Raw genomic sequence first — 20,236 nt, forward strand, 5'->3', positions numbered from 1 at the left:
AAACAGCGCCGATGATAGTGTAGCATTTGCTATGTGAAAGTAGGACATTGCCAGGCTCCAAATTGTAGAAAGCCCGAATTTAACGATTCGGGCTTTTTTACGTCTGCAGAAAAGTGAAATGTGGGTGGCTGAACTTTGAACGCTGACGTTTTCAATATAAATGGTATCTATATTTTTTGCTTATTCTGATATAATAATGTTTGAATTTAGCGCAGATACGCCTGATTTTATATTCTAAAACACCCCTTTTGATTGTTCCCTACGGTGTAGTTATTTATTAATAATAGATCTAAATGTGTGTAAATAAGCAAAAAAGAGATATTTAAATTGAACGAAATGTACTTAAACTTATATAGCACGGTGTACCAATGAAACCACTCGATAGACGCTTTTCTGTAGCCCCAATGTTGGATTGGACTGATCGTCATTGTCGTACTTTTCATCGTAAAATGACTAAGCATACAGTGTTGTACACGGAAATGATCACCACGGGTGCTATTTTGTTTGGCCGAGGCGACTACCTACACTTTAATCAACACGAAGGGCCTGTTGCATTGCAGCTGGGTGGCTCTGATCCACAGGCTCTTGCACAATGTGCAAAGCTTGCGGGTGAGCGTGGTTATGACGAAATTAACTTAAACGTAGGTTGCCCGTCAGATCGCGTGCAGAATGGTCGTTTCGGTGCTTGTTTAATGGGTGAGCCGCAATTGGTTGCTGACTGTGTGGCGGCAATGAAAGCAGAAGTAAATATACCTGTTACGGTTAAAACGCGCATTGGTATTGATGAGCAAGACTCGTATGAGTTTTTGTGTGCACTTATAGAAGCGTCGCATAATGTTGGTTGTGATGATTTTATTATTCATGCTCGTAAAGCTTGGTTAAAGGGGTTAAGCCCTAAAGAAAACCGAGAGGTACCGCCGCTTGATTATCCACGTGTTTATCAGTTGAAAAAAGATTATCCACAACTCGATTTAAGTCTTAATGGTGGTGTTAAAACAATTGAACAAAGTTTAGAGCATTTACAGCATATTGATGGTGTGATGATTGGTAGAGAAGCGTATAGCAACCCATTTATACTCAATGAAGTGGATGAAAAGATTTATGGTGATATCGCTAACACGCAATCTCGTCATGATGTCGTGCGCTCTATGTATAGTTATATTGAAGACGAAATGCGCTTAGGGGCTAACTTTTGGCATGTTGCTCGTCATATGCTGGGGATTTTTCAGGGGCAGCCTGGTGCCCGTGGATTTAGGCGTCATCTGTCTGAAAATGGCCATGGAAAACAAGCCGACTTATCGGTAATGGATAAAGCTTTGAGTTTTGTACCTGAATAATCAGCTAAGTGAATAATTTAATAAATGAATAAATACAGCCATCTTCGGATGGCTTTTTTGATCCTAAAAAATAGTCAAAAGTTTAGTTTATTGGCTAATTACACTTAATCATATTCAGTTAAAAGTAACTTTAATTTATAAATTATAAGTTTAAGTTTCTGAATTTAATGTGTTTTACTGTTTATATTATTACTTGGCATAACTCTTGGAATCTAATTTGTGTAATCACTTAAAAAGTTAACAGGAGAATCTCATGGGAATATTTAATCGCGTAACCGATATTGTTCAAGCAAATATAGTGTCGATATTAGACAAGGCAGAAGATCCAGAAAAATTACTTAATTTAATGCTCAGCGAGATGCAAGATGCACTTACTGAGTGTCGCATTACGACAGCGGCTTTGTTGTGCGAAGAAAAAACACTTAAACGTCAAATTGAAAATAAAAATAACAATTTAGTATATTGGCAGGATAAAGCTGAGCTAGCAATAGAGAGAGGTCGAGATGATTTAGCAAAATCAGCTTTGCTTGAAAAACAAACCATTAGTAACACAGTTGTAGCAAAGCAGCTGCAACTAGAAACGCTGCAGCAATCAATAACTAAAATGACAGCGGATTGTCAGCGTTTGCAACAAAGAATAGCCGAGGCTAAAGCCAAGCAAACACAGTTAGTACAGCGGCACAATATAGTGACTGCAAGGGGGCAAATAAATAGCCAATTACAAAGTGAAAAAGTTGCACATGCACTCTCTCGATTTGAGAAAGTAGAGCAGCGCGTAGAAGGTATTGAAGCACAGGTAGAAGCGTACGAGCTTACTGATTCAGAAAATACTATAGCTGCACAAATAGACGCTTTGGTGAAAAACGAACAAGTAGATGCAGAATTAGCTCGCTTAAAAGCTGATTTAAAAACTAACTTAAAACAGAGTGCTTAAGGAGATAATTATGAATAGTTTTAACAGCAAACGTGGTTGGTACAAAGATCCACTTGATAAAAAAATATCTGGTGTGTGCAGTGGTTTAGCGCAGCGATTAGATTTACCTGTGTGGTCAACACGACTTGTCACTATTTTATTATTTTTGAGTTTTCCGTTTGCAATTGCACTAGGTTATTTTATTGCGCATTGCTGCCTAGAAGAAAAAGCAATTTAAGCTAATTTACATTTAGATTGAATTAAGGAGAGCTAAATGAAAGCGTTAGCCGTATGTATAATTGTTTATTTACTATTTTTTACTGATGTTGTCTCTGCGGTGCACTTTGATACTTGGCAATTACCGCTTTGGATTGCAGATACAAGTTGGACTGGGCTTGAGCTAATAGGAGCTTTAGCGGCTATTATTATTTTTGTAGCTGTTACAGTACTAATAACGATAGGATTAGTTGGCGCAGCAGCAGTTGCATTAGTCGGAACTGTATTGGCATTTTTATTTGGATCGCTGATGATTGCTTGGCCGTTACTATTTATTGCGGTACTTTGCTGGTTAGTAGCTGATAACAAAAAAGTAGCATCTTAACTCCAAATTAACTGACTATTGCAACTGAACTATGTTAAATTTGATACTTAGCATTATGTTTTAACAAGGATTAGAGTGGTGATTAAACAGTGTATTTCAATTGTTTTGGTGTCGGTTTTAAGTCTTTTTTCATCATCATCGATGGCACATTCAGGGCATAATCACGATGCGGATGTTGCTATTATTAAGGTTAGTAATGCACAAGTAAGGGAGTTTTTACCTGCCACAACTTCAAGTGTAGGTTATTTAAGTATTATAAATCATAGTGATACTGTGGCTACGTTGACTAAAGCAACTATTGATGGCTTAGGTCGCGTTGAAATTCATGAGCACTTGCACGTAGATGGCATGATGAAAATGCAAAAAGTTGAATCGTTAACAATTAACGCCCATCAACAAATCGATTTTAAGCCTGGTGGCTATCATTTAATGATTTTTGAACCACAAGAACCGTTAAAAGTAGGCCAACAACGTAAACTCACACTATATTTTAGTGATGGCAACCGTGTATTTACCAATGCTCAGGTGGTATCGCTTGCATCACAAGCAGAACAATCACAAGCATCAAAACAACATACTCATCATTAGGAGGATCAATGTCACAACATAAAGGGAAAATAGTTGCTGCATTAGCTATATTACTAATTATTTTTTACGCAATAGCTGTTTATTGGAGTACGGAGCCTGCTCGTTTTAATGTGGTAGAAAAAGCAAAGCAGCAAGCCCAGCAACGTAATGAGCAATTTGTTATTGGTTATACAACAACATCAACATTAATAACGGTAGCAAGTACGTTACTCGAAAAGTCAGGCGGTTATTTATCAAATGATGTTTTGCCGCCAAGTATAATAATGGACGATATGCCTGCGTGGGAATATGGCGCACTCGAAATGGTGCGTGATTTAGCCCTTTCTATGCGTAAAGATTTTAGCCGTTCGCAATCGCAATCAACTGAACACGAAGCTCTAAAAAAAGCACAGCCGCAGTTTAATATTAGCTCTGAAGCGTGGGCGTGGCCAAGCGCTGAAGGTGAGTACCAAAAAGGCATTGATTACTTATTGGTATATCGTACTCAAATAGCGAATGACCATGAGCGTGACAGTCAATTCTATGCTCGCGCCGATAACTTGCGCAGTTGGCTAAAAGAAGCTGAAAAGCGTTTAGGTAGCTTGAGTCAGCGTTTAAGCGCTAGTGTAGGCCAAGATAAAGTAAACACTGATTTAGCGGGTAATACATCAAATACACAAGCCACTTTTTCTCCATTACAACAGCAAGCAAAAACGCCATGGTTAGACATTGATGATGTATTTTATGAGTCGCGCGGTGCTACTTGGGCTTTATTGCATTTCTTACAAGCGGTAGAATATGACTTTGCCGATGTACTTGAGAAAAAGAATGCACGCGTAAGTGTGCAGCAAATTATACGAGAGCTTGAGGCAACTCAAGAAACAGTATGGAGCCCAATGATATTAAATGGGAATGGTTTTGGTTATGTAGCAAACCATTCACTGGTTATGGCAAATTATATTTCTAGAGCCAATGCGGCTCTTATTGAACTTAGCGAATTATTGACCCAAGGATAGAAAATGAAAAAGTATTGTTTAGCAGCAGCCCTTTCAATGGCATGTTTAGCGCCTGCAGCGCAAGCTGATACCTTATTAGGCTTGTATGTAGGTGTTGATGGCTGGAAAGCGGATAACGAAGGAAGCTTTTCTTATAAAGGAAATGCACCACAAGATTTTAATTTTGACGATGAAACCTTCGTAAGCTACTACGCTGCACTTGAGCATCCAGTGCCATTAGTACCTAATATTAAATTAAGATACACAGAGCTTGAGCTTACCGGCTCTACACGTCTGGATAAAACATTTTCTTTTAATGGTTCAGATTACGTTGTAGGTACTACGGTTAATTCAGTAAGTGACTTAACTCACATTGATTACACATTTTATTACGAAATCTTTGATAACGACTTAATCTCTATCGATTTGGGTGTTAACGCTAAGCAGTTTGATGGTGAGATTTTAGTTAAAGGTACTACGCAACAAGGTGGCGCTGATTATACTGAAACTGTTGAGTTTTCAGGCTTTGTACCATTGGTTTACGGCCGCGCTGAAGCAGGCTTACCTTTTACCGGTTTAAGCGTGTTTTTTGAGGGCAGCTTTGTAGCAATTGACGATAGCAAAGTTCAAGATTACCAAATGGGTATTGCATGGGAATTTATTGATAACCTAGCAATAGATGTTGCTGTTAAAGCAGGTTACCGCTCAATGACATTAGAGCTAGACGATGTTGATGATATTAACACTAATATTGATGCATCGGGTCCATTTGCGGGCATTCAAGTACACTTTTAATTACACTGCTAATTAATAGTATATAGCGTGGTTTTGCTACTTAGTAGTATGCCACGCTAGTTCAAATTCACTCTCAAGTGCACTATTAAGTAACTGCTTATACACTTTATTTACCGGGTAGTTAATGAGTTTAGATAGCTCATCACCTGTTTGCGTAAACTTATAATAACTCAATACTAAATCGCTATTTTTTGCTTTTAACGTTACTTTTTGTGATAAAAACGATAACGTAAGTTCTTGCCCAGTTTTTAGTACCGCAGACTCAATCTCTTTTCGATATAGTAAATTTAAATCCATTAAAGTTAATATATCAGGAAAGCTAATCCCTGTTTTTCCTAGATTTAAAGATACTTTATTGCCCTTACGTAACAAATCAAATAGTGATGGTTTTTTATAAAACCCTAGTAAAATAAAGTGGCTATCGTCTTTTTCATTATAACCAGAGAGGGATACACACTTTTGTAGAGAGTCAGCTTCGCGCTGGGTCATATGCTTAAGTGTTTGCAAACTTTTTATTGAGAAAGTCCCCGGGTTAAGCGTTTCACCGGTGAGTATTTTTGCCCAAAGTGACTGCATAGATTGATTTGAGGTATCACCACATAGTGCTACAAAGTGTTCTACCCAATCGGCATCGGGTTGTTTACTACTGGCTACGTCAGGACAAAAATCCATTGCCATAGCTAAAATTGTTTCTATATTTTGCTGTTGTTTAATGAGCAGTAAGTCTTGTCTTTTTTGTGCTCTAGCTAAAACGGTATTGTCGCTATTAATGCGATATAGCGGTTTAACCTTGCCTTGGGGGCCATAACTTTGCTCATTATTATGGGATGCCTCATTATTGCCTACTTTAATAATAGGATAACCCAGTAACGACTCTATGGTATTAGCGAGATTAATTCTTGCTTGTGCGGTTTTGACTGCCATGACTTTCCATTATTGTTTGTGCATCACTTAGCTGCGCTACTGTTTTTAAATTATTGAGCCCCAGTGATACTGCGTTACTTAAAATGTGCTCACTAAGCACAGCCACATACCCAGAAACTAAAGGTAGCGTGGCTTGCCCCGTAATTTGAAAAGTAACCGTGACCGTTTTTGCATTTTGCGTAAATATTACATTAGCGGCAATAATGTGTTCTTGAGCAAATAAAATATTCAACACCATTTTGTTTGCACTTAACGCTGTGGTGGTCATTTCACCTGCGCCCCATTTACTTTGCCATGATTGATGAGCACCAACCCCTGTGCTTGGCTCACCTAAGGAAAATTCTACAGAGGGATCCAGCTTCTTCCAAGGCGACCATTTATGCCACTGCGAAAAATCAGTGATTAAGGGTTTTACTATGTGCGTATTAGCATTAATGTTAATACTCTTTGTTACGTTATAGCTCTGTGGTAGTAATAGGCCAATAACGATAAAAAGTAAGAGTAAAACTAATAAAAGCTGCACTAACATTTTTAATATTTTAATAAAAAAACCTCAGATAAATTAGGTTACAAACTCATAACTTATTATTCATTTAGCATATTAACTCGGGTGTGCTTAACTTTCGAGGTTAATTTTATAGCAACTATTTTTTAATTGAGCTAGATACTTAGCCACAACCTATAAAAAGTAATAGTTAATTTAGGTGTATAAGTATTAAAAAATAACGAAACTTCACTTTAAAACCGCGCGGCACAGCAAAGTAGTGCTCTATCAAGGTAGGTTGGTATAGGGTATAATTTGCGCCTTTTGTTATTAAACGGTCAATTTTATGAGCACACTTAAAGCTAAGCGCGCCTTATTCTCATACCCAAAGTATTGGGCTGAGTGTTATGGCACAGCACCATTTTTACCTACTACACGCGAAGAAATGGATGCACTTGGCTGGGATAGCTGCGATATAATTATTATTAGTGGCGATGCTTATGTAGATCATCCTAGTTTTGGGATGGCAGTAATTGGCCGGGTACTTGAGGCGCAAGGTTTTAGAGTGGGTATTATTGCCCAGCCAGAATGGGACTCTAAAGAAGCGTTTATGGCGCTGGGTAAACCCAATTTATTTTTTGGTGTAACCGCTGGCAACATGGACTCGATGATTAACCGTTATACTGCTGAAAAACGCATGCGCCATGATGATGCCTACACGCCAGACAATATTGGTGGTAAACGCCCTGATCGTGCGGTAATCATTTACTCACAGCGCTGCCGCGAAGCGTATAAAGATGTACCACTTATTTTAGGTGGCATTGAAGCAAGTTTACGCCGTGTTGCTCATTACGATTATTGGCAAGAAAAAGTGCGTCGTAGTGTTTTGTTTGACGCTAAAGCCGATATTTTAATATATGGTAATGCGGAGCGCCCACTGGTTGAGGTTGCTCATCGTATTGCAGCGGGCGAAAGTACCGATACCATTCAAGATGTACGAGGGACTGCGGTTATTCGTAAAGAGCCGTTACCAGGCTGGCGTGGCAGTGACTCTACCGCTATTGATAAAATAGGTAAAATTGATCCAATTCCAAACCCGTATGGCGCAGATGATGTTGGCTGTAGCAAATCAGAATTTAAACAAGCAGGTATAGACTTAAAAGCCGAAGCCGCCAAGGTTATTAGTATTCAGCCAGCGCGCCCTAAGCCATGGGAAAAAACCTACGTTAAATTACCTGCGTTTGAGCAAGTAAGTGTGAATAAGCCATTGTATGCACATGCTTCTCGTATTGTGCACCAAGAAACTAACCCAGGTTGTGCTCGTGCTATTTTTCAGCGCCACGGCGATCGTTCTATTTGGGTTAATCCCCCAGCATATCCACTAGAAACACATGAAATGGACGCCGTATTTGGTTTGCCGTATCAACGTATTCCTCATCCTAGCTACGGGGATGCAAAAATACCTGCCTACGACATGATTAAAACGTCGGTTAATATTATGCGAGGCTGTTTTGGTGGTTGCAGTTTCTGTTCGATTACCGAACATGAAGGGCGGATTATTCAAAGCCGTTCGCAAGAATCAATAATTGAAGAAATTGAGCAAATTAGAGATAAAGTACCCGGGTTTACCGGGGTTATTTCTGACTTAGGTGGCCCAACAGCCAACATGTATAAATTGGGTTGTACCAGCAAAAAAGCAGAAAGTACCTGTCGACGTTTATCGTGTGTATACCCTGAAATATGTAAGCATATGGATACCGATCATACGCCAACAATTGAGCTGTATAAAAAAGCCCGTGAAGTTAAAGGCATTAAAAAAATATTAATCGCCTCGGGTGTACGCTACGATTTAGCCGTGCAAGATCCACGTTACGTTAAAGAATTAGTTACTCACCATGTAGGTGGATATTTAAAAATAGCGCCAGAGCATACCGAAGATGGACCATTATCAAAAATGATGAAGCCAGGTATGGGAGCGTACGATCAGTTTAAAGCGTTATTTGATAAGTACTCAAAAGAAGCGGGTAAAAAACAGTATTTAATCCCATACTTTATTTCGGCGCACCCAGGTACTAAAGACGAAGACATGGTAAACATGGCTTTGTGGCTTAAGTCGAACGACTTTAAACTTGATCAGGTACAAAATTTTTACCCATCTCCAATGGCAAATGCGACCACTATTTATCATACCGAGATGAACTCACTGCGTAATATTAAAAATAATACCGAAGTAGTACCTGTGCCGAAAGGTGCGCGCCAGCGTCGTTTACATAAAGCAATTTTACGCTATCACGATCCTGCGGGCTGGCCAATGATCCGCGAAGCACTGCGCAAAATGGGTAAAGCTAACCTAATAGGTAAAGCGCCAAATTGCTTAGTGCCAGAAGAAGGGCGCGACGAAAGAGCTGCAAAAGGAAGTAGTCGAGGTGGGCGCCCAGCATTAACGCGCCATACTGGTTTTAGCCAATTTCATAAGGCCAATACAAAACCAAAGGTAGCGAGTAATCGCCAAAGAGCTAAATAGAGCTCATAGCTTAAAAAGTAGTTACCCTGTTTGGCTTATTACTAAGCTTGGGCTTGATTACTGAATATATGAGCACTGAAAAAAATGCCGCTTATTTTGCAATAAGCGGCATTTTTTATGTAAGTTATTTAAGTAAAACTTAAATAATATCAATTTTGTTACGAATGATTTTTACGCCATCCATATTTTCTAAAAACTTTTGTGCCAACGCACGCTCAAAACCTGTTTGCGCTTTACCGTATAAATCTACTTCGCCATTTTTAACTTGTACGCGAATATCGCTTAGCGCTAAATTGGGGTTGGTACGCAAAGTGTGGGTAATCGATTGCTGTAAGTTAGGTTGGGTTGCCAGGCTGCTAACGACAACCATATTTGTTGTAGCACTCACTTTTGTAGCGCATGCGAATAAAAACAAACAACAAAATGATACTAAAGCGATAGTTAATTTTAAACGGCTCATAATCATATCCTTACATTGCAATTAATCGGGTAGCCAAATTAGGCAGAGTTACCATGATAGTTACAATTATCGTTCCATATTTAATGTACTGAAAATAAAGGCTATTTTATTAAGTGGGAATTCAGGTGGGCAATTGTTACATAAAACTAAGTAGAGATTACATAGCCCTAAACCATGCAGTTATGGAGGAGCAGGCATTAAAAAGCCGACATTTTTGTCGGCTAATATAATACTACTTACAGTATGCGCTTAAGTTACTTTTTCTTTTTAACCTTAGCTTTTTTCTTCGCTTTCATTTTAACCGGATCTTTACGCTTTTTAGCCGGCGGCTTAGCTTCTTTATGCTTTGGCTCTAATCCTTTAATAACACGACGTTTAAGTTTTTGCTCAATATAGCGCTCTATTTTATAAAGAATGCCAATATCGTGCGCTTCAACCAGTGAAAGAGCGATGCCTTTTTTACCAGCGCGGCCTGTACGGCCAATACGGTGTACATATATATCGGCTGTGCGTGGTAGGTCAAAGTTAATTACATGGCTAATATCAGCCACGTCAATACCGCGCGCCGCTACATCGGTAGCAACTAATATACGGGTTTTGCCGCTATGGAAGTTTTCCATCGCTTTCATGCGTTTGTCTTGCGGCATTTCGCCGCGTAACCAGGCTGCTTTAACGTCGTTAGTTGTTAGTTCACCAATTAGCGTTTCAAGACGCTCACGGGTTTTAACAAACACTATGGCTTTAGTTACGTCTGGGCCATTAAGGGTATTAACTAACAGCTCAAGTTTATGATGATAGTCATCGGCTAAATGTACCCACTGGTGAATTTTAGCCTTTTCTTTGCGTGACGATTCAGCTTCAAGCAATGCTGGATCGTTTAGCGTTGTTTCAGCAAATCTTTCAACACTGTCGCCTTCAAGGGTTGCTGAGAATAAAAAGCACTGACGACGATTTTTAGCTTCATCACAAATACGGCTCATTTCTTTTTTAAAGCCCATGTCTAGCATGCGGTCGGCTTCATCAATAATAAGCATTTCTACGTGTTCAGCATGAAAGTTTTCGGTTTCTAAATATTCCATTAAACGCCCTGGGGTGGCGATTAAAATGTCATTATTTTTTTCAAAAATCTCTTTATGCGTACCATAGTTAATACCGCCTGTTACTACCCCAATTTTAAGGTTAGTACGTTTAGCAAGTAGTTCGCATTGTTCATGAATTTGATAAGCTAGCTCACGAGTTGGCGTCATTACTAATACGCGCGCAAAACCAGGATCACGACGCGGAAAATCCAATAAATATTGAATAGCCGGAATTAAAAAGGCGGCTGTTTTACCTGTACCTGTAGGCGCAGATGCTAAAATATCACGCCCCTGAAGTGCTTCAGGAATAGCTTGTTGTTGAATGCTGGTTGGCGTTTCGTAACCCATTTTATTAATGGCGTCGAGTAGCTTGTTATCAAGATCAAATTCAGAAAATTGCATAGAGTGTCAAAAATAAAGGACAATGGCACTAATTATACTCGGTTACGCCTGCTTGGTGAATGAAAAGGTGAAAAAATGTCTGGTTTTGCATTTAAACAATTTAAAGTTGCGCACGAACAGTGTGCAATGAAGGTATCAACCGATGGTATTTTGCTTGGGGCATGGGCTAATTTAAGTAATGCCAACAGCTTGCTAGATATAGGTACAGGCACGGGATTGCTGGCGCTTATGTGTAAACAGCGCAGCCCCCAGTTAACTATAACGGCGGTAGAAGTTGATAAAAATGCTTACCAACAAGCGTTGCAAAATATTGCCGCTAGCCCGTGGCCAAATATAGAGGTGCACCAGCAAAGCATTCAAACTTTTAACAGCGCGCAGCCGTTTGATGTAGTGATAGCCAACCCGCCGTATTTTAATCACAGTTTAAAAGGTAATAATGAGGCGCGTAATATTGCGCGCCATACAGATGGCTTAAGTTTTGCTGAGCTAATTAGTGCTTTTAAAAAGCTCAGTCATGCAGGCTCAACCTTTAGCTTAATTTTACCCACTACAGAGGTTGCGGTGTTTATTGAGCTTGCTACTCAAAACGGGCTTTTTTTAAATACTCATTGCCAAGTAAAGGCGACGCCAAATAAAGCGATTAGCCGAAGCCTAATGACCTTTAGCTATATAAACCAGAGCATTGTGGAATCAGCTTTGTGTATAAAAGATAATGAAAACAACTATAGCGAAGATTATATTACGCTGTGCAAAGCATTTTATTTGAAGATGTAATGTGGTAAACAGTGCTGGTATGATGAGTTTATATGTATACAGGTAACTTATAATGAAAAAACGAACTAAATCAGTATTATTAAGCGCCTTAGCCGCTACATTTTTTACAACGCAGAGCGTACTTGCCAGTATGACGCCTGTTGGGCTTTGGAAAACCATTGATGAAGACACTAATGAAGCTAAGTCGTATGTCCGTATAGTTGAAAATAACGGGGTTTTAAGCGGCACCATTGAAACATTATTAAATAAAGATAAGCAAAATGCAGTGTGCTCGCAGTGCTCGGGCGATAAAAAAGATCAGCCCATATTAGGCATGACCATTATTGATAATGTGATTGATAGCGGTGATGGTAGTTGGGAAGACGGTCAAATACTCGACCCAAATAACGGTAAAAGCTATACAGTGCGCTTAACGACTCAAGATGCTGGTGAAAAATTAGAAGTGCGTGGTTATATTGGCTTTTTTTATCGTAACCAATATTGGCTAAGAGTAGAGTAGTTAGCCAATAAAATTAAAGCGCAGTGTGGCTGCGCTTTACAAGTACAACAATAATAAACAGTATTACAGGGTTTCGCTGTACTCGGTCATTACCTGTTCAACCCAAGTGGCAATACGCTCGTCGCTTAGCTCGTACTGGCTGTCTTCATCAAGGGCTAAACCAACAAAGTGTGTACCGTCTTCGGTGAGTGCTTTAGATGCTTCAAACTCGTAACTATTGTCGTTTGGCCAAAAACCTAACTGGGTAAATGTTTGCGGACTTATTTCGTCGTGTAGCATGCCAAGCGCATCTTGAAACCACTGGCCGTAACCTTGTTGATCACCCATGCCAAATAACGCGATGGTTTTACCATTTAAGTTTACGTCTGCTATGTCGTCCCACTTTGACTCCCAGTCTTCTTGTATTTCACCAAAATCCCAGGTTGAAATACCAAAAATAATGAAATCGTATTGCTCTGCATTTTTTAGTGGTTCGTCTTTAATATTATGCAAGGTAACGATATCGGCACCAATAATGTCGCGAATTTTTTCTGCTGCCATTTCGGTGTAGCAGGTAGTAGAGCCAAAAAATAAACCAATTTGCATCGTATTTATCACTGTGTAATTGCCTGATATGATAAGCTCAAGTTTACCGTAAGGTGTTTTTAATTGATACCTTAGGCAATGGCTATAACAAAAATGAGAGCACAAAAGTGACAACGCTAGCTGACGACTTTTCAGAACCAAGCACGGCACCCAAAAGCAATAACGACTACCTAGAAACATTTTTAGATTGTTTGTATTTAGAGCAAGGGGTGAGTGAAAATACACTATCGGCGTATCGCAGCGATTTAGATAAGTTTTGCCAGTTTTTAAAAGGCAAAAATTTAATGACTGTAACCGGCCTAGACGTTGAAAGCTATTTAGCCCATAGAGTTGATCTAGGCTTAAAGCCGCGTAGTACTGCGCGTAGTATTAGTGCGCTTAAGCGTTTTTATCAGTACTTTGTGCGCGAAAAGTTAATTAGCGACTCGCCAATGCTCAATATTGCGCAACCTAAAGCAGGACAGTCTTTGCCTAAAACGCTTTCGGAGGCTGAAGTAGAGGCGCTACTGAGCGCTCCCAATACCGATGAGCCAATGGGGCTGCGCGATAAAGCCATGCTTGAGTTACTATATGCAACAGGTTTGCGGGTTAGTGAGCTTGTAGGGCTGCGGATTGAACAAATTAATTTGCGCCAAGCTGTAGTGTTTGTAAAAGGTAAGGGGAATAAAGAGCGTTTAGTGCCACTGGGCGAAGAGGCCATGTATTGGCTTGAGCAGTTTTTAAAGGTGGGACGGGCGCAAATGATTAAACACGCCACCGACTTTGTGTTTCCCTCAAAGCGAGGGGTTGGCATGACCCGACAAACTTTTTGGCATAGAGTGAAGCACTATGCTATTTTGGCATCAATTGAGTCGTCATTGTCACCGCATACATTGCGCCATGCATTTGCAACCCACTTATTAAATCATGGGGCAGACTTACGTGTGGTTCAAATGATGTTAGGACACAGTGATTTATCAACCACCCAAATATATACGCATGTTGCAAATGAGCGATTAAAATCGGTACATGCGCAGCATCATCCACGTGCTTAATATGAAATTTATTATCACTAAGCCGGTCAATTGATATGTATTTATAAAAATAGAGAAGAATTATGAAAAAATTAATGTTAGCAGGTGCCATGTTATGCACTAGTTTAAGTGCCGTAGCGAATGATGTGGCTGTAGCCCCTAACGCTAATGATCCTATTGTTATTAAATTTGCCGCGCTTGGTGTTACCGTTAAGCAAATAAACCCAAGCCCAGTAGCGGGTTTAAAAGAACTGATCACTAATCAAGGTGTGCTTTATGCAAGCCCAGACGGACAGTTTTTAATGCAAGGGACACTTATAGACTTAAATAATCGTAGTAATTTAACCGAAAAAGCACTAAACGGCGTACGCCAAGCTGGGTTAAAAGAATACGAAGATTCGATGATAGTGTACAAAGCACCTAACGAAAAACATAGCATTACCGTATTTACCGACATTAGCTGTGGTTATTGTCGTAAATTACACCGTGAGCTAGATGATTTACTTGAAGCGGGTATTACCGTTAAGTATTTAGCGTTTCCGCGCGGTGGCCTACAAGGTTCAGGTTATAATGACTTAATGAACGTATGGTGTGCTAAAGATCAACAAGAAGCACTAACCGAAGCTAAAAGTGGCTCAAATACTACAGCAGTTAAAGGTTGTAGTGCGCCAGTTGCTGAGCATTATCAGCTAGGTCAAAGCTTTGGTGTTACCGGTACACCTGCTATTATTTTAGAAGATGGCACCATGATCCCAGGTTATCAGCCAGCTGCCGCATTAAGCGCTGCGCTTAACGCTAGTAAAGCCCCATAGTAATTAAATTTACGATGCGCATAAAAAAAGGCCGAAAGGCCTTTTTTTGTATATTTATGATGAACCAAATAAGTTAAAAATCTGCATGAAAAAAACGATCCAAACGCGCGAAAACGTCGATGATTCACATTTACCGAGTCATTTACACCCTGTAATTAAGCAAATTTATGCCACGCGAAATGTTTCCCATGCCGATGAGCTAAATAACAGCGCCGCCACATTACACGACTTTAAGTTATTTAAAGATATGGACAAAGCCTGCGACTTGTTAATTGAGGCGCTACATGCCCAAAGCCATATTTTAATTGTTGGCGATTTTGATGCTGATGGTGCAACCAGTACCGCTACATTAATGCAAGGCTTGGCCATGTTTGGCTTTGCTCATTTAGATTACTTAGTACCTGATCGGTTTAGCTTAGGTTATGGCTTAAGCCCGGCGTTAGCTGCGCAAATAGTACAGCTTAAACCCGATTTAGTAATTACAGTCGATAACGGTATTTCCTGTATTGCGGGTATTGATATTGTAAAAGCCGCCAATATTAAAGTACTGGTTACCGACCATCACCTACAGGGCGAAACACTCCCTAATGCCGATGCCATAGTAAACCCGAACAGGCACGACTGCAGCTTTCCGTCTAAATCGATTGCAGGTGTTGGTGTGGCTTTTTACTTACTTATTGCCCTTAGAAGCACACTGCGTGAGCAAAATCATTTTGCGCAGCAGCCTATGCCTAACTTAGCCGACCTGCTCGACATAGTTGCGCTTGGTACTGTAGCCGATGTAGTGGCGCTTGATGCCAATAACCGGACATTGGTGCACCAAGGACTAGCGCGTATTCGCAGTGGTAAAACTCGCCCAGGCATTACTGCCCTCATTGAGGTTGCTAATCGTAATGCCTCAAGATTGAGTGCCAGCGACTTTGGTTTTTCGCTTGCTCCGCGCCTAAATGCCGCAGGGCGCTTAGATGACATGAGTTTAGGCATAGCCTGCTTACTCAGTACCGATATAAACCAAGCTAGGCGCATTGCTAGTGAGCTAGATAGCTTAAACTTTGCACGCCGCGAAATAGAGCAAGGCATGCAGCATGAAGCGCAAGCTGTGCTTGATAAGTTAGCGTTTAATGATGACAATATTCCCGACGCTATTTGTTTATACCAAGAGGATTGGCACCAAGGTGTTATCGGTATTTTAGCCGGGCGTTTAAAAGAAAAATACCACCGCCCAACAGTTATATTTGCGGGTGGCGAAAACGGTGAGATAAAAGGGTCATGTCGCTCAATTGAAGGGCTGCACATACGCGATTTACTCGAAGGGCTAAGTACGGCCGAACCGCACTTAATTAGTAAGTTTGGTGGCCATGCCATGGCGGCCGGTTTAAGTATTAATGAGCAGCAATTTAGCGAATTTAAACACGCCTTTGATACTGCCGTTAGCGCCCAGCTTAGTGAAGAAAGTAAACGCTGCATTGTATTTACCGATGGCGAGTTGCCAAATGAGTGTTTTACCATGGATTTTGCCCAGCAATTAAAACAAGCGGGCCCTTGGGGGCAGCAATTTCCTGAACCGGTATTTGAGCACACATTTGAGTTAATTCAGCAGCGTATAGTGGGCGAAAAGCATTTAAAACTGGTATTAAAACATCAATCAGGCCGCTTAGTTGATGCCATAGCTTTTGGCATTGATTTAAAAGAATGGCCAGATAACAACGCACAATTTGTTAAAGCAGCGTATCAGCTCGATATAAATGAGTTTAGAGGCAAGTTCACCCTGCAATTAATTATCCGAGAGCTAGAAAAAGCCAGCTAAAAAATATCTAGAATAGATCGCATAAAGTGCTAATAAAGCGCACGGTTTTTTGTTAAAATCGGGCGTTTTTATCATTTGACGATAATATATTGCGTTAATTCCTTTTTAAGGAGCGTAATAACCTAGCCATTTTGGAGTAATGACCATGTTTGAAGTGAATCCTGTGATTAACCAAATCAAGGAAATTCGCGAACGTACTGAGTTGCTTCGGGGGTACCTTTGACTATGCTCTTAAACAAGAACGCTTAGAAGAAGTTAACGCCGAACTTGAAGACTCAGCCGTATGGAATGAACCTGAACGCGCACAAGCTCTCGGCCGTGAAAAGTCGGCATTAGAAGCTGTTGTTGAAACTATCGATACTTTAGTGACGGGTACTGACGACGTTGAAGGCTTACTTGAGCTTGCTGTAGAAGCCGAAGATCAAGAAACCTTTGATGAAGCACAAAGCGAACTAGCAGACTTGAACGAGCAACTAGAAGCGTTAGAGTTTCGTCGTATGTTTAGCGGTCCTCATGACTCAAACGACGCTTACCTTGATTTACAATCTGGTTCTGGCGGCACTGAAGCACAAGACTGGTGTAATATTTTGCTGCGCATGTATTTACGCTGGGGCGAAGCTAAAGGCTTTAAAGTTGAATTAGTGGAAGCTACTGGCGGCGATGTTGCAGGAATTAAAGGCGCAACAGTTCGCTTTGTTGGCGAATACGCGTATGGTTGGTTACGTACCGAAACTGGCGTGCATCGTTTAGTGCGAAAAAGCCCGTTTGACTCAAGTGGTCGTCGTCATACTTCGTTTGCCTCTGCATTTGTTTACCCAGAAGTTGACGACAATATTGAAATTGATATGAACCCGTCTGACTTACGTATTGACGTTTACCGTGCCTCGGGCGCAGGTGGTCAGCACGTTAACACCACTGAATCAGCGGTTCGTATTACGCACGTACCAACAAATACCGTAGTGCAGTGCCAAAATGAGCGCTCACAACATAAAAATAAAGCCCAAGCAATGAAACAGTTAAAAGCAAAACTGTTTGAGCTAGAGTTACAACAACAAAATGCTGAAAAACAAACCCAAGAAGACTCAAAGTCGGACATTGGTTGGGGCAGTCAAATTCGTTCATACGTACTCGATGACGCTCGCATTAAAGATTTACGTACAGGCGTTGAAAGCCGTAATACCCAATCGGTACTTGACGGCAACTTAGACAAATTTATAGAAGCCAGCTTAAAATCTGGTTTATAACCACCAAGCTAATAAAGAGCTAAAAAAATGACTGATCAAATCCAAGACGAAAACAAGTTAATCGCTGAGCGTCGTGGCAAATTAGATGCTATACGCCAAAATTGCCCAGCCAACGGTCATCCAAACCAATTCCGTCGTGAGCATTACACGGCAGATTTGCAAGCCCAGTTTGGTGATAAGAGCAAAGAAGAATTAGTAGAGTTACAACAAGTAGTGTCTATTGCTGGACGTATTTTAGCAAAGCGCGGACCATTTTTTGTAATTCAAGACATGAAAGGCCGCGTACAATCATATGCGTCTAAAGATGTGCAAAAAGATTTAAAAGAAAAATATGGCCAACTAGATACTGGCGATATTATTGGTGTTAAAGGCGCGCTTAATAAATCGGGTAAAGGCGATTTATACGTAGAAATGACAGAGTACCAACTGTTAACTAAGTCACTTCGCCCGTTGCCTGAAAAATTCCATGGCTTATCAGATCAAGAAACTAAGTACCGTCAACGTTACGTTGATTTAATTACTAACGAAGCAACGCGTGAAACATTCCGCATTCGCTCACAAGTAGTTGAAGGCATTCGTCGCTTTTTAGCAGACCGTGACTTTATGGAAGTAGAAACACCCATGCTACAGGTTATTCCTGGCGGTGCATCGGCACGCCCGTTTGTAACACACCATAACGCGCTTGATATTGACATGTACCTACGTATAGCGCCTGAGCTGTACTTAAAGCGTTTAGTGGTAGGTGGTTTTGATCGCGTATTCGAAATTAACCGTAACTTCCGTAACGAAGGGTTATCTACGCGTCACAATCCAGAATTCACAATGATTGAATTTTACCAAGCATACGCTGATTACATCGATCTGATGAACATTACCGAAGACATGCTACGTACAGTTGCAGAAAACGTACTTGGTAGTGCTGTGGTAGTTAACACAACTAAAGACGAAAACGGCGAAGTAATTGACTCAGTTGAATACGATTTTGGTCAACCGTTTACGCGCTTAAGCATGAGCGACGCAATTTTAAAATATAACCCTGAGTTTGATGCGGCAGTATTTAACGACCCAGAAAACCATTTTGAACAATTAAAAGCGTACGCTAAGCAAGTACACGTTAAAATTCCTGAAAACTGTGTTTGGGGCCCAGGTAAATTTTTGTGTGAAATATTTGAAGAAACAGCAGAGCACATGCTTATTCAACCTACGTTTATTACCGGCTACCCATGGGAAGTATCACCATTGGCACGTCGTAACGATGAAAATTCATTTGTTACAGACCGCTTTGAGTTTTTTGTTGGCGGACGTGAGCTGGCTAATGGTTTCTCTGAGCTTAACGATGCACAAGACCAAGCAGAGCGTTTTACTCGTCAAGTTGAAGAGAAAGACGCAGGCGATGATGAAGCAATGCATTACGACGAAGACTACATACGCGCACTAGAGTATGGCTTACCACCAACTGCAGGTGAAGGTATTGGTATTGACCGTTTAGTAATGCTGTTTACTGACTCTCCAACCATTAAAGACGTTATCTTGTTCCCGCATATGCGCCCGCAAGCCGACTAAGCTTAATAATGTAAAGTAATAAAGCGCCGCTTAAATGCGGCGTTTTTGTGTCTGGGCTATAACTTTTTAATCTGAGTGTTTTTTAAACGCACTGTTGCATTTATGTAAAGTTGTTCGCTACACTACGATGGAAATTTAGAGGATTGATTTAAGGCTCTAAATAAAAAGATTAAATGGATTTATAAATAATAATATGAAAAATAAATGTATTGAAAACCCAATCAATAACTGTGAAACAGAAGATGCAAGACAAGCCTTTTACCGAGCCTGTATTGCAGAGTTTCAAAAGTTAGGTTATCAAGAGCAGTATCTTGCAGAGTTAAATGATGATTTAGTGCCTGTGTTAGGCGTTAACCCACCAGAAAAAAGTTAAAAGTTGTTTGAATTTCAAACTAATTACACATTAAAACTAACTAGATGCACAATCTATAACCATATAGGCACATTTGGTAGAAAAGTGTTTGACATATTTTCTGAACTCTTTATTATACGCCCCACAAGACGGAGAGGTGTCCGAGTGGCCGAAGGAGCTCCCCTGCTAAGGGAGTATAGAGTTTGTAGCTCTATCGAGGGTTCGAATCCCTCCCTCTCCACCATTTTTAAATGGCGTGTTTTGTAAGTTTTAAAGTATGGGTGCATAGCTCAGCTGGATAGAGTACTCGGCTACGAACCGAGCGGTCGGAGGTTCGAATCCTCCTGCGCCCACCATACTTTAATAACTCTGCTTAGAGTTTAAATAAGCAAAAGCTCTGCTTAGAGTTAAAATAAGTAAACTATAAAGTGGGTGCATAGCTCAGCTGGATAGAGTACTCGGCTACGAACCGAGCGGTCGGAGGTTCGAATCCTCCTGCGCCCACC

Annotated in this window: 21 protein-coding genes and 3 tRNA genes; 19 read left to right on the plus strand and 5 right to left on the minus strand. The window is 40.5% G+C overall.

Annotated features, from left to right (window positions below):
* Positions 1 to 368: 368 nt before the first annotated feature.
* The 7 genes from dusA to J5X91_RS16500 all read left to right on the plus strand — a co-directional run bounded on the left by dusA (position 369) and on the right by J5X91_RS16500 (position 5,208).
* Positions 369 to 1,337 (plus strand): tRNA dihydrouridine(20/20a) synthase DusA, encoded by a 969-nt coding sequence (dusA, locus tag J5X91_RS16470; RefSeq protein ID WP_080516805.1) that lies wholly within the window; start codon positions 369 to 371, stop codon positions 1,335 to 1,337.
* 253 nt (positions 1,338 to 1,590) lie between these two features.
* Positions 1,591 to 2,271 carry a PspA/IM30 family protein gene (locus J5X91_RS16475; RefSeq protein WP_208835244.1) on the plus strand — a complete coding sequence of 227 codons (681 nt, stop codon included), beginning with the start codon at positions 1,591 to 1,593 and terminating at the stop codon, positions 2,269 to 2,271.
* Positions 2,272 to 2,281: 10 nt separating this feature from the next.
* The gene (locus tag J5X91_RS16480) at positions 2,282 to 2,488 is read left to right on the plus strand and encodes a PspC domain-containing protein (protein WP_086996915.1); all 207 of its coding nucleotides are present in this window, start codon (positions 2,282 to 2,284) and stop codon (positions 2,486 to 2,488) included.
* Positions 2,489 to 2,524: 36 nt separating this feature from the next.
* Positions 2,525 to 2,851 carry a hypothetical protein gene (locus J5X91_RS16485; protein ID WP_182677133.1) on the plus strand — a complete coding sequence of 109 codons (327 nt, stop codon included), beginning with the start codon at positions 2,525 to 2,527 and terminating at the stop codon, positions 2,849 to 2,851.
* 78 nt (positions 2,852 to 2,929) lie between these two features.
* Positions 2,930 to 3,439: a copper chaperone PCu(A)C gene (locus J5X91_RS16490; protein WP_182677135.1), complete on the plus strand. Its 510-nt coding sequence runs from the start codon at positions 2,930 to 2,932 to the stop codon at positions 3,437 to 3,439.
* Between the two features lie 8 nt (positions 3,440 to 3,447).
* Positions 3,448 to 4,434 carry a DUF2333 family protein gene (locus tag J5X91_RS16495; RefSeq protein ID WP_208835245.1) on the plus strand — a complete coding sequence of 329 codons (987 nt, stop codon included), beginning with the start codon at positions 3,448 to 3,450 and terminating at the stop codon, positions 4,432 to 4,434.
* A 3-nt stretch (positions 4,435 to 4,437) separates the two neighbouring features.
* Positions 4,438 to 5,208, plus strand: a complete 771-nt coding sequence (locus tag J5X91_RS16500; protein WP_086996921.1) for a TIGR04219 family outer membrane beta-barrel protein — start codon at positions 4,438 to 4,440, stop codon at positions 5,206 to 5,208.
* A gap of 36 nt (positions 5,209 to 5,244) precedes the next feature.
* Here the strand turns inward: J5X91_RS16500 and J5X91_RS16505 are convergent, their stop codons facing one another.
* The gene (locus tag J5X91_RS16505; protein WP_011327209.1) at positions 5,245 to 6,132 is read right to left on the minus strand and encodes a TIGR03899 family protein; all 888 of its coding nucleotides are present in this window, start codon (positions 6,130 to 6,132) and stop codon (positions 5,245 to 5,247) included.
* Complete coding sequence (locus J5X91_RS16510; protein WP_011327210.1) at positions 6,101 to 6,661, minus strand: SRPBCC family protein; 561 nt, start codon at positions 6,659 to 6,661, stop codon at positions 6,101 to 6,103. Before J5X91_RS16510 ends, J5X91_RS16505 begins: the two co-directional genes overlap by 32 nt.
* Positions 6,662 to 6,962: 301 nt before the next feature.
* Here J5X91_RS16510 and J5X91_RS16515 point away from each other — a divergent pair, with 301 nt between their 5' ends.
* On the plus strand, positions 6,963 to 9,140 hold the full coding sequence (locus tag J5X91_RS16515; RefSeq protein WP_208835246.1) for a YgiQ family radical SAM protein: 2,178 nt from the start codon (positions 6,963 to 6,965) through the stop codon (positions 9,138 to 9,140).
* A 139-nt stretch (positions 9,141 to 9,279) separates the two neighbouring features.
* Here the strand turns inward: J5X91_RS16515 and J5X91_RS16520 are convergent, their stop codons facing one another.
* Both J5X91_RS16520 and srmB read right to left on the minus strand, forming a co-directional pair.
* Entirely contained in the window at positions 9,280 to 9,600 is a 321-nt protein-coding gene (locus tag J5X91_RS16520; RefSeq protein ID WP_208835247.1) for a BON domain-containing protein, read from the minus strand.
* A 254-nt stretch (positions 9,601 to 9,854) separates the two neighbouring features.
* The gene (gene srmB / locus J5X91_RS16525; protein ID WP_058372586.1) at positions 9,855 to 11,081 is read right to left on the minus strand and encodes an ATP-dependent RNA helicase SrmB; all 1,227 of its coding nucleotides are present in this window, start codon (positions 11,079 to 11,081) and stop codon (positions 9,855 to 9,857) included.
* Between the two features lie 75 nt (positions 11,082 to 11,156).
* Between srmB and J5X91_RS16530 the strand changes: the two genes are divergently transcribed.
* Together J5X91_RS16530 and J5X91_RS16535 are read left to right on the plus strand one after the other, a co-directional pair.
* Complete coding sequence (locus J5X91_RS16530) at positions 11,157 to 11,855, plus strand: methyltransferase (protein WP_208835248.1); 699 nt, start codon at positions 11,157 to 11,159, stop codon at positions 11,853 to 11,855.
* A 52-nt stretch (positions 11,856 to 11,907) separates the two neighbouring features.
* Complete coding sequence (locus J5X91_RS16535; protein ID WP_011327215.1) at positions 11,908 to 12,354, plus strand: DUF2147 domain-containing protein; 447 nt, start codon at positions 11,908 to 11,910, stop codon at positions 12,352 to 12,354.
* Positions 12,355 to 12,417: 63 nt separating this feature from the next.
* On the opposite strand, the gene fldB is transcribed toward J5X91_RS16535, so the two are convergent.
* Positions 12,418 to 12,939: a flavodoxin FldB gene (gene fldB, locus J5X91_RS16540; RefSeq protein ID WP_011327216.1), complete on the minus strand. Its 522-nt coding sequence runs from the start codon at positions 12,937 to 12,939 to the stop codon at positions 12,418 to 12,420.
* 107 nt (positions 12,940 to 13,046) lie between these two features.
* Here fldB and xerD point away from each other — a divergent pair, with 107 nt between their 5' ends.
* The 9 genes from xerD to J5X91_RS16585 all read left to right on the plus strand — a co-directional run bounded on the left by xerD (position 13,047) and on the right by J5X91_RS16585 (position 20,234).
* Positions 13,047 to 13,973: a site-specific tyrosine recombinase XerD gene (gene xerD / locus J5X91_RS16545; protein ID WP_011327217.1), complete on the plus strand. Its 927-nt coding sequence runs from the start codon at positions 13,047 to 13,049 to the stop codon at positions 13,971 to 13,973.
* Positions 13,974 to 14,035: 62 nt separating this feature from the next.
* Positions 14,036 to 14,764 carry a bifunctional protein-disulfide isomerase/oxidoreductase DsbC gene (gene dsbC, locus J5X91_RS16550; protein ID WP_041454340.1) on the plus strand — a complete coding sequence of 243 codons (729 nt, stop codon included), beginning with the start codon at positions 14,036 to 14,038 and terminating at the stop codon, positions 14,762 to 14,764.
* Between the two features lie 85 nt (positions 14,765 to 14,849).
* Positions 14,850 to 16,571: a single-stranded-DNA-specific exonuclease RecJ gene (recJ, locus tag J5X91_RS16555; protein ID WP_208835249.1), complete on the plus strand. Its 1,722-nt coding sequence runs from the start codon at positions 14,850 to 14,852 to the stop codon at positions 16,569 to 16,571.
* A gap of 145 nt (positions 16,572 to 16,716) precedes the next feature.
* Positions 16,717 to 17,815, plus strand: a protein-coding gene (prfB, locus tag J5X91_RS16560) for a peptide chain release factor 2 (protein WP_011327220.1) whose coding sequence is annotated in 2 segments (ribosomal slippage) — positions 16,717 to 16,791 and positions 16,793 to 17,815 — 1,098 coding nt in all. Because the reading frame shifts where the segments join, the coding sequence is not laid out codon by codon here.
* Between the two features lie 27 nt (positions 17,816 to 17,842).
* A complete protein-coding gene (gene lysS / locus J5X91_RS16565) occupies positions 17,843 to 19,378 on the plus strand; it encodes a lysine--tRNA ligase (protein ID WP_011327221.1) in 1,536 nt (511 codons plus the stop codon).
* A gap of 193 nt (positions 19,379 to 19,571) precedes the next feature.
* Complete coding sequence (locus tag J5X91_RS16570) at positions 19,572 to 19,751, plus strand: hypothetical protein (RefSeq protein WP_011327222.1); 180 nt, start codon at positions 19,572 to 19,574, stop codon at positions 19,749 to 19,751.
* A gap of 130 nt (positions 19,752 to 19,881) precedes the next feature.
* Positions 19,882 to 19,974 (plus strand) — tRNA-Ser (locus J5X91_RS16575).
* A gap of 35 nt (positions 19,975 to 20,009) precedes the next feature.
* Positions 20,010 to 20,086, plus strand: a tRNA-Arg gene (locus tag J5X91_RS16580).
* A gap of 74 nt (positions 20,087 to 20,160) precedes the next feature.
* A tRNA-Arg gene (locus tag J5X91_RS16585) sits at positions 20,161 to 20,234 on the plus strand.
* The last annotated feature ends 2 nt before the right edge of the window (positions 20,235 to 20,236 follow it).

It is taken from the genome of Pseudoalteromonas sp. K222D, assembly GCF_017653575.1.
Lineage (GTDB): Bacteria > Pseudomonadota > Gammaproteobacteria > Enterobacterales > Alteromonadaceae > Pseudoalteromonas > Pseudoalteromonas nigrifaciens.

Bases quoted from the DNA above. Each gene is read 5' to 3' on its own strand.
- dusA (WP_080516805.1), top strand. From the start codon at position 369: ATGAAACCACTCGATAGACGCTTTTCTGTAGCCCCAATGTTGGATTGG.
- J5X91_RS16475 (WP_208835244.1), top strand. From the start codon at position 1,591: ATGGGAATATTTAATCGCGTAACCGATATTGTTCAAGCAAATATAGTG.
- J5X91_RS16480 (WP_086996915.1), top strand. From the start codon at position 2,282: ATGAATAGTTTTAACAGCAAACGTGGTTGGTACAAAGATCCACTTGAT.
- J5X91_RS16485 (WP_182677133.1), top strand. From the start codon at position 2,525: ATGAAAGCGTTAGCCGTATGTATAATTGTTTATTTACTATTTTTTACT.
- J5X91_RS16495 (WP_208835245.1), top strand. From the start codon at position 3,448: ATGTCACAACATAAAGGGAAAATAGTTGCTGCATTAGCTATATTACTA.
- J5X91_RS16500 (WP_086996921.1), top strand. From the start codon at position 4,438: ATGAAAAAGTATTGTTTAGCAGCAGCCCTTTCAATGGCATGTTTAGCG.
- J5X91_RS16505 (WP_011327209.1), bottom strand. From the start codon at position 6,132: ATGGCAGTCAAAACCGCACAAGCAAGAATTAATCTCGCTAATACCATA.
- J5X91_RS16510 (WP_011327210.1), bottom strand. From the start codon at position 6,661: ATGTTAGTGCAGCTTTTATTAGTTTTACTCTTACTTTTTATCGTTATT.
- J5X91_RS16515 (WP_208835246.1), top strand. From the start codon at position 6,963: ATGAGCACACTTAAAGCTAAGCGCGCCTTATTCTCATACCCAAAGTAT.
- J5X91_RS16520 (WP_208835247.1), bottom strand. From the start codon at position 9,600: ATGAGCCGTTTAAAATTAACTATCGCTTTAGTATCATTTTGTTGTTTG.
- srmB (WP_058372586.1), bottom strand. From the start codon at position 11,081: ATGCAATTTTCTGAATTTGATCTTGATAACAAGCTACTCGACGCCATT.
- J5X91_RS16530 (WP_208835248.1), top strand. From the start codon at position 11,157: ATGTCTGGTTTTGCATTTAAACAATTTAAAGTTGCGCACGAACAGTGT.
- J5X91_RS16535 (WP_011327215.1), top strand. From the start codon at position 11,908: ATGAAAAAACGAACTAAATCAGTATTATTAAGCGCCTTAGCCGCTACA.
- fldB (WP_011327216.1), bottom strand. From the start codon at position 12,939: ATGCAAATTGGTTTATTTTTTGGCTCTACTACCTGCTACACCGAAATG.
- dsbC (WP_041454340.1), top strand. From the start codon at position 14,036: ATGAAAAAATTAATGTTAGCAGGTGCCATGTTATGCACTAGTTTAAGT.
- recJ (WP_208835249.1), top strand. From the start codon at position 14,850: ATGAAAAAAACGATCCAAACGCGCGAAAACGTCGATGATTCACATTTA.
- lysS (WP_011327221.1), top strand. From the start codon at position 17,843: ATGACTGATCAAATCCAAGACGAAAACAAGTTAATCGCTGAGCGTCGT.
- J5X91_RS16570 (WP_011327222.1), top strand. From the start codon at position 19,572: ATGAAAAATAAATGTATTGAAAACCCAATCAATAACTGTGAAACAGAA.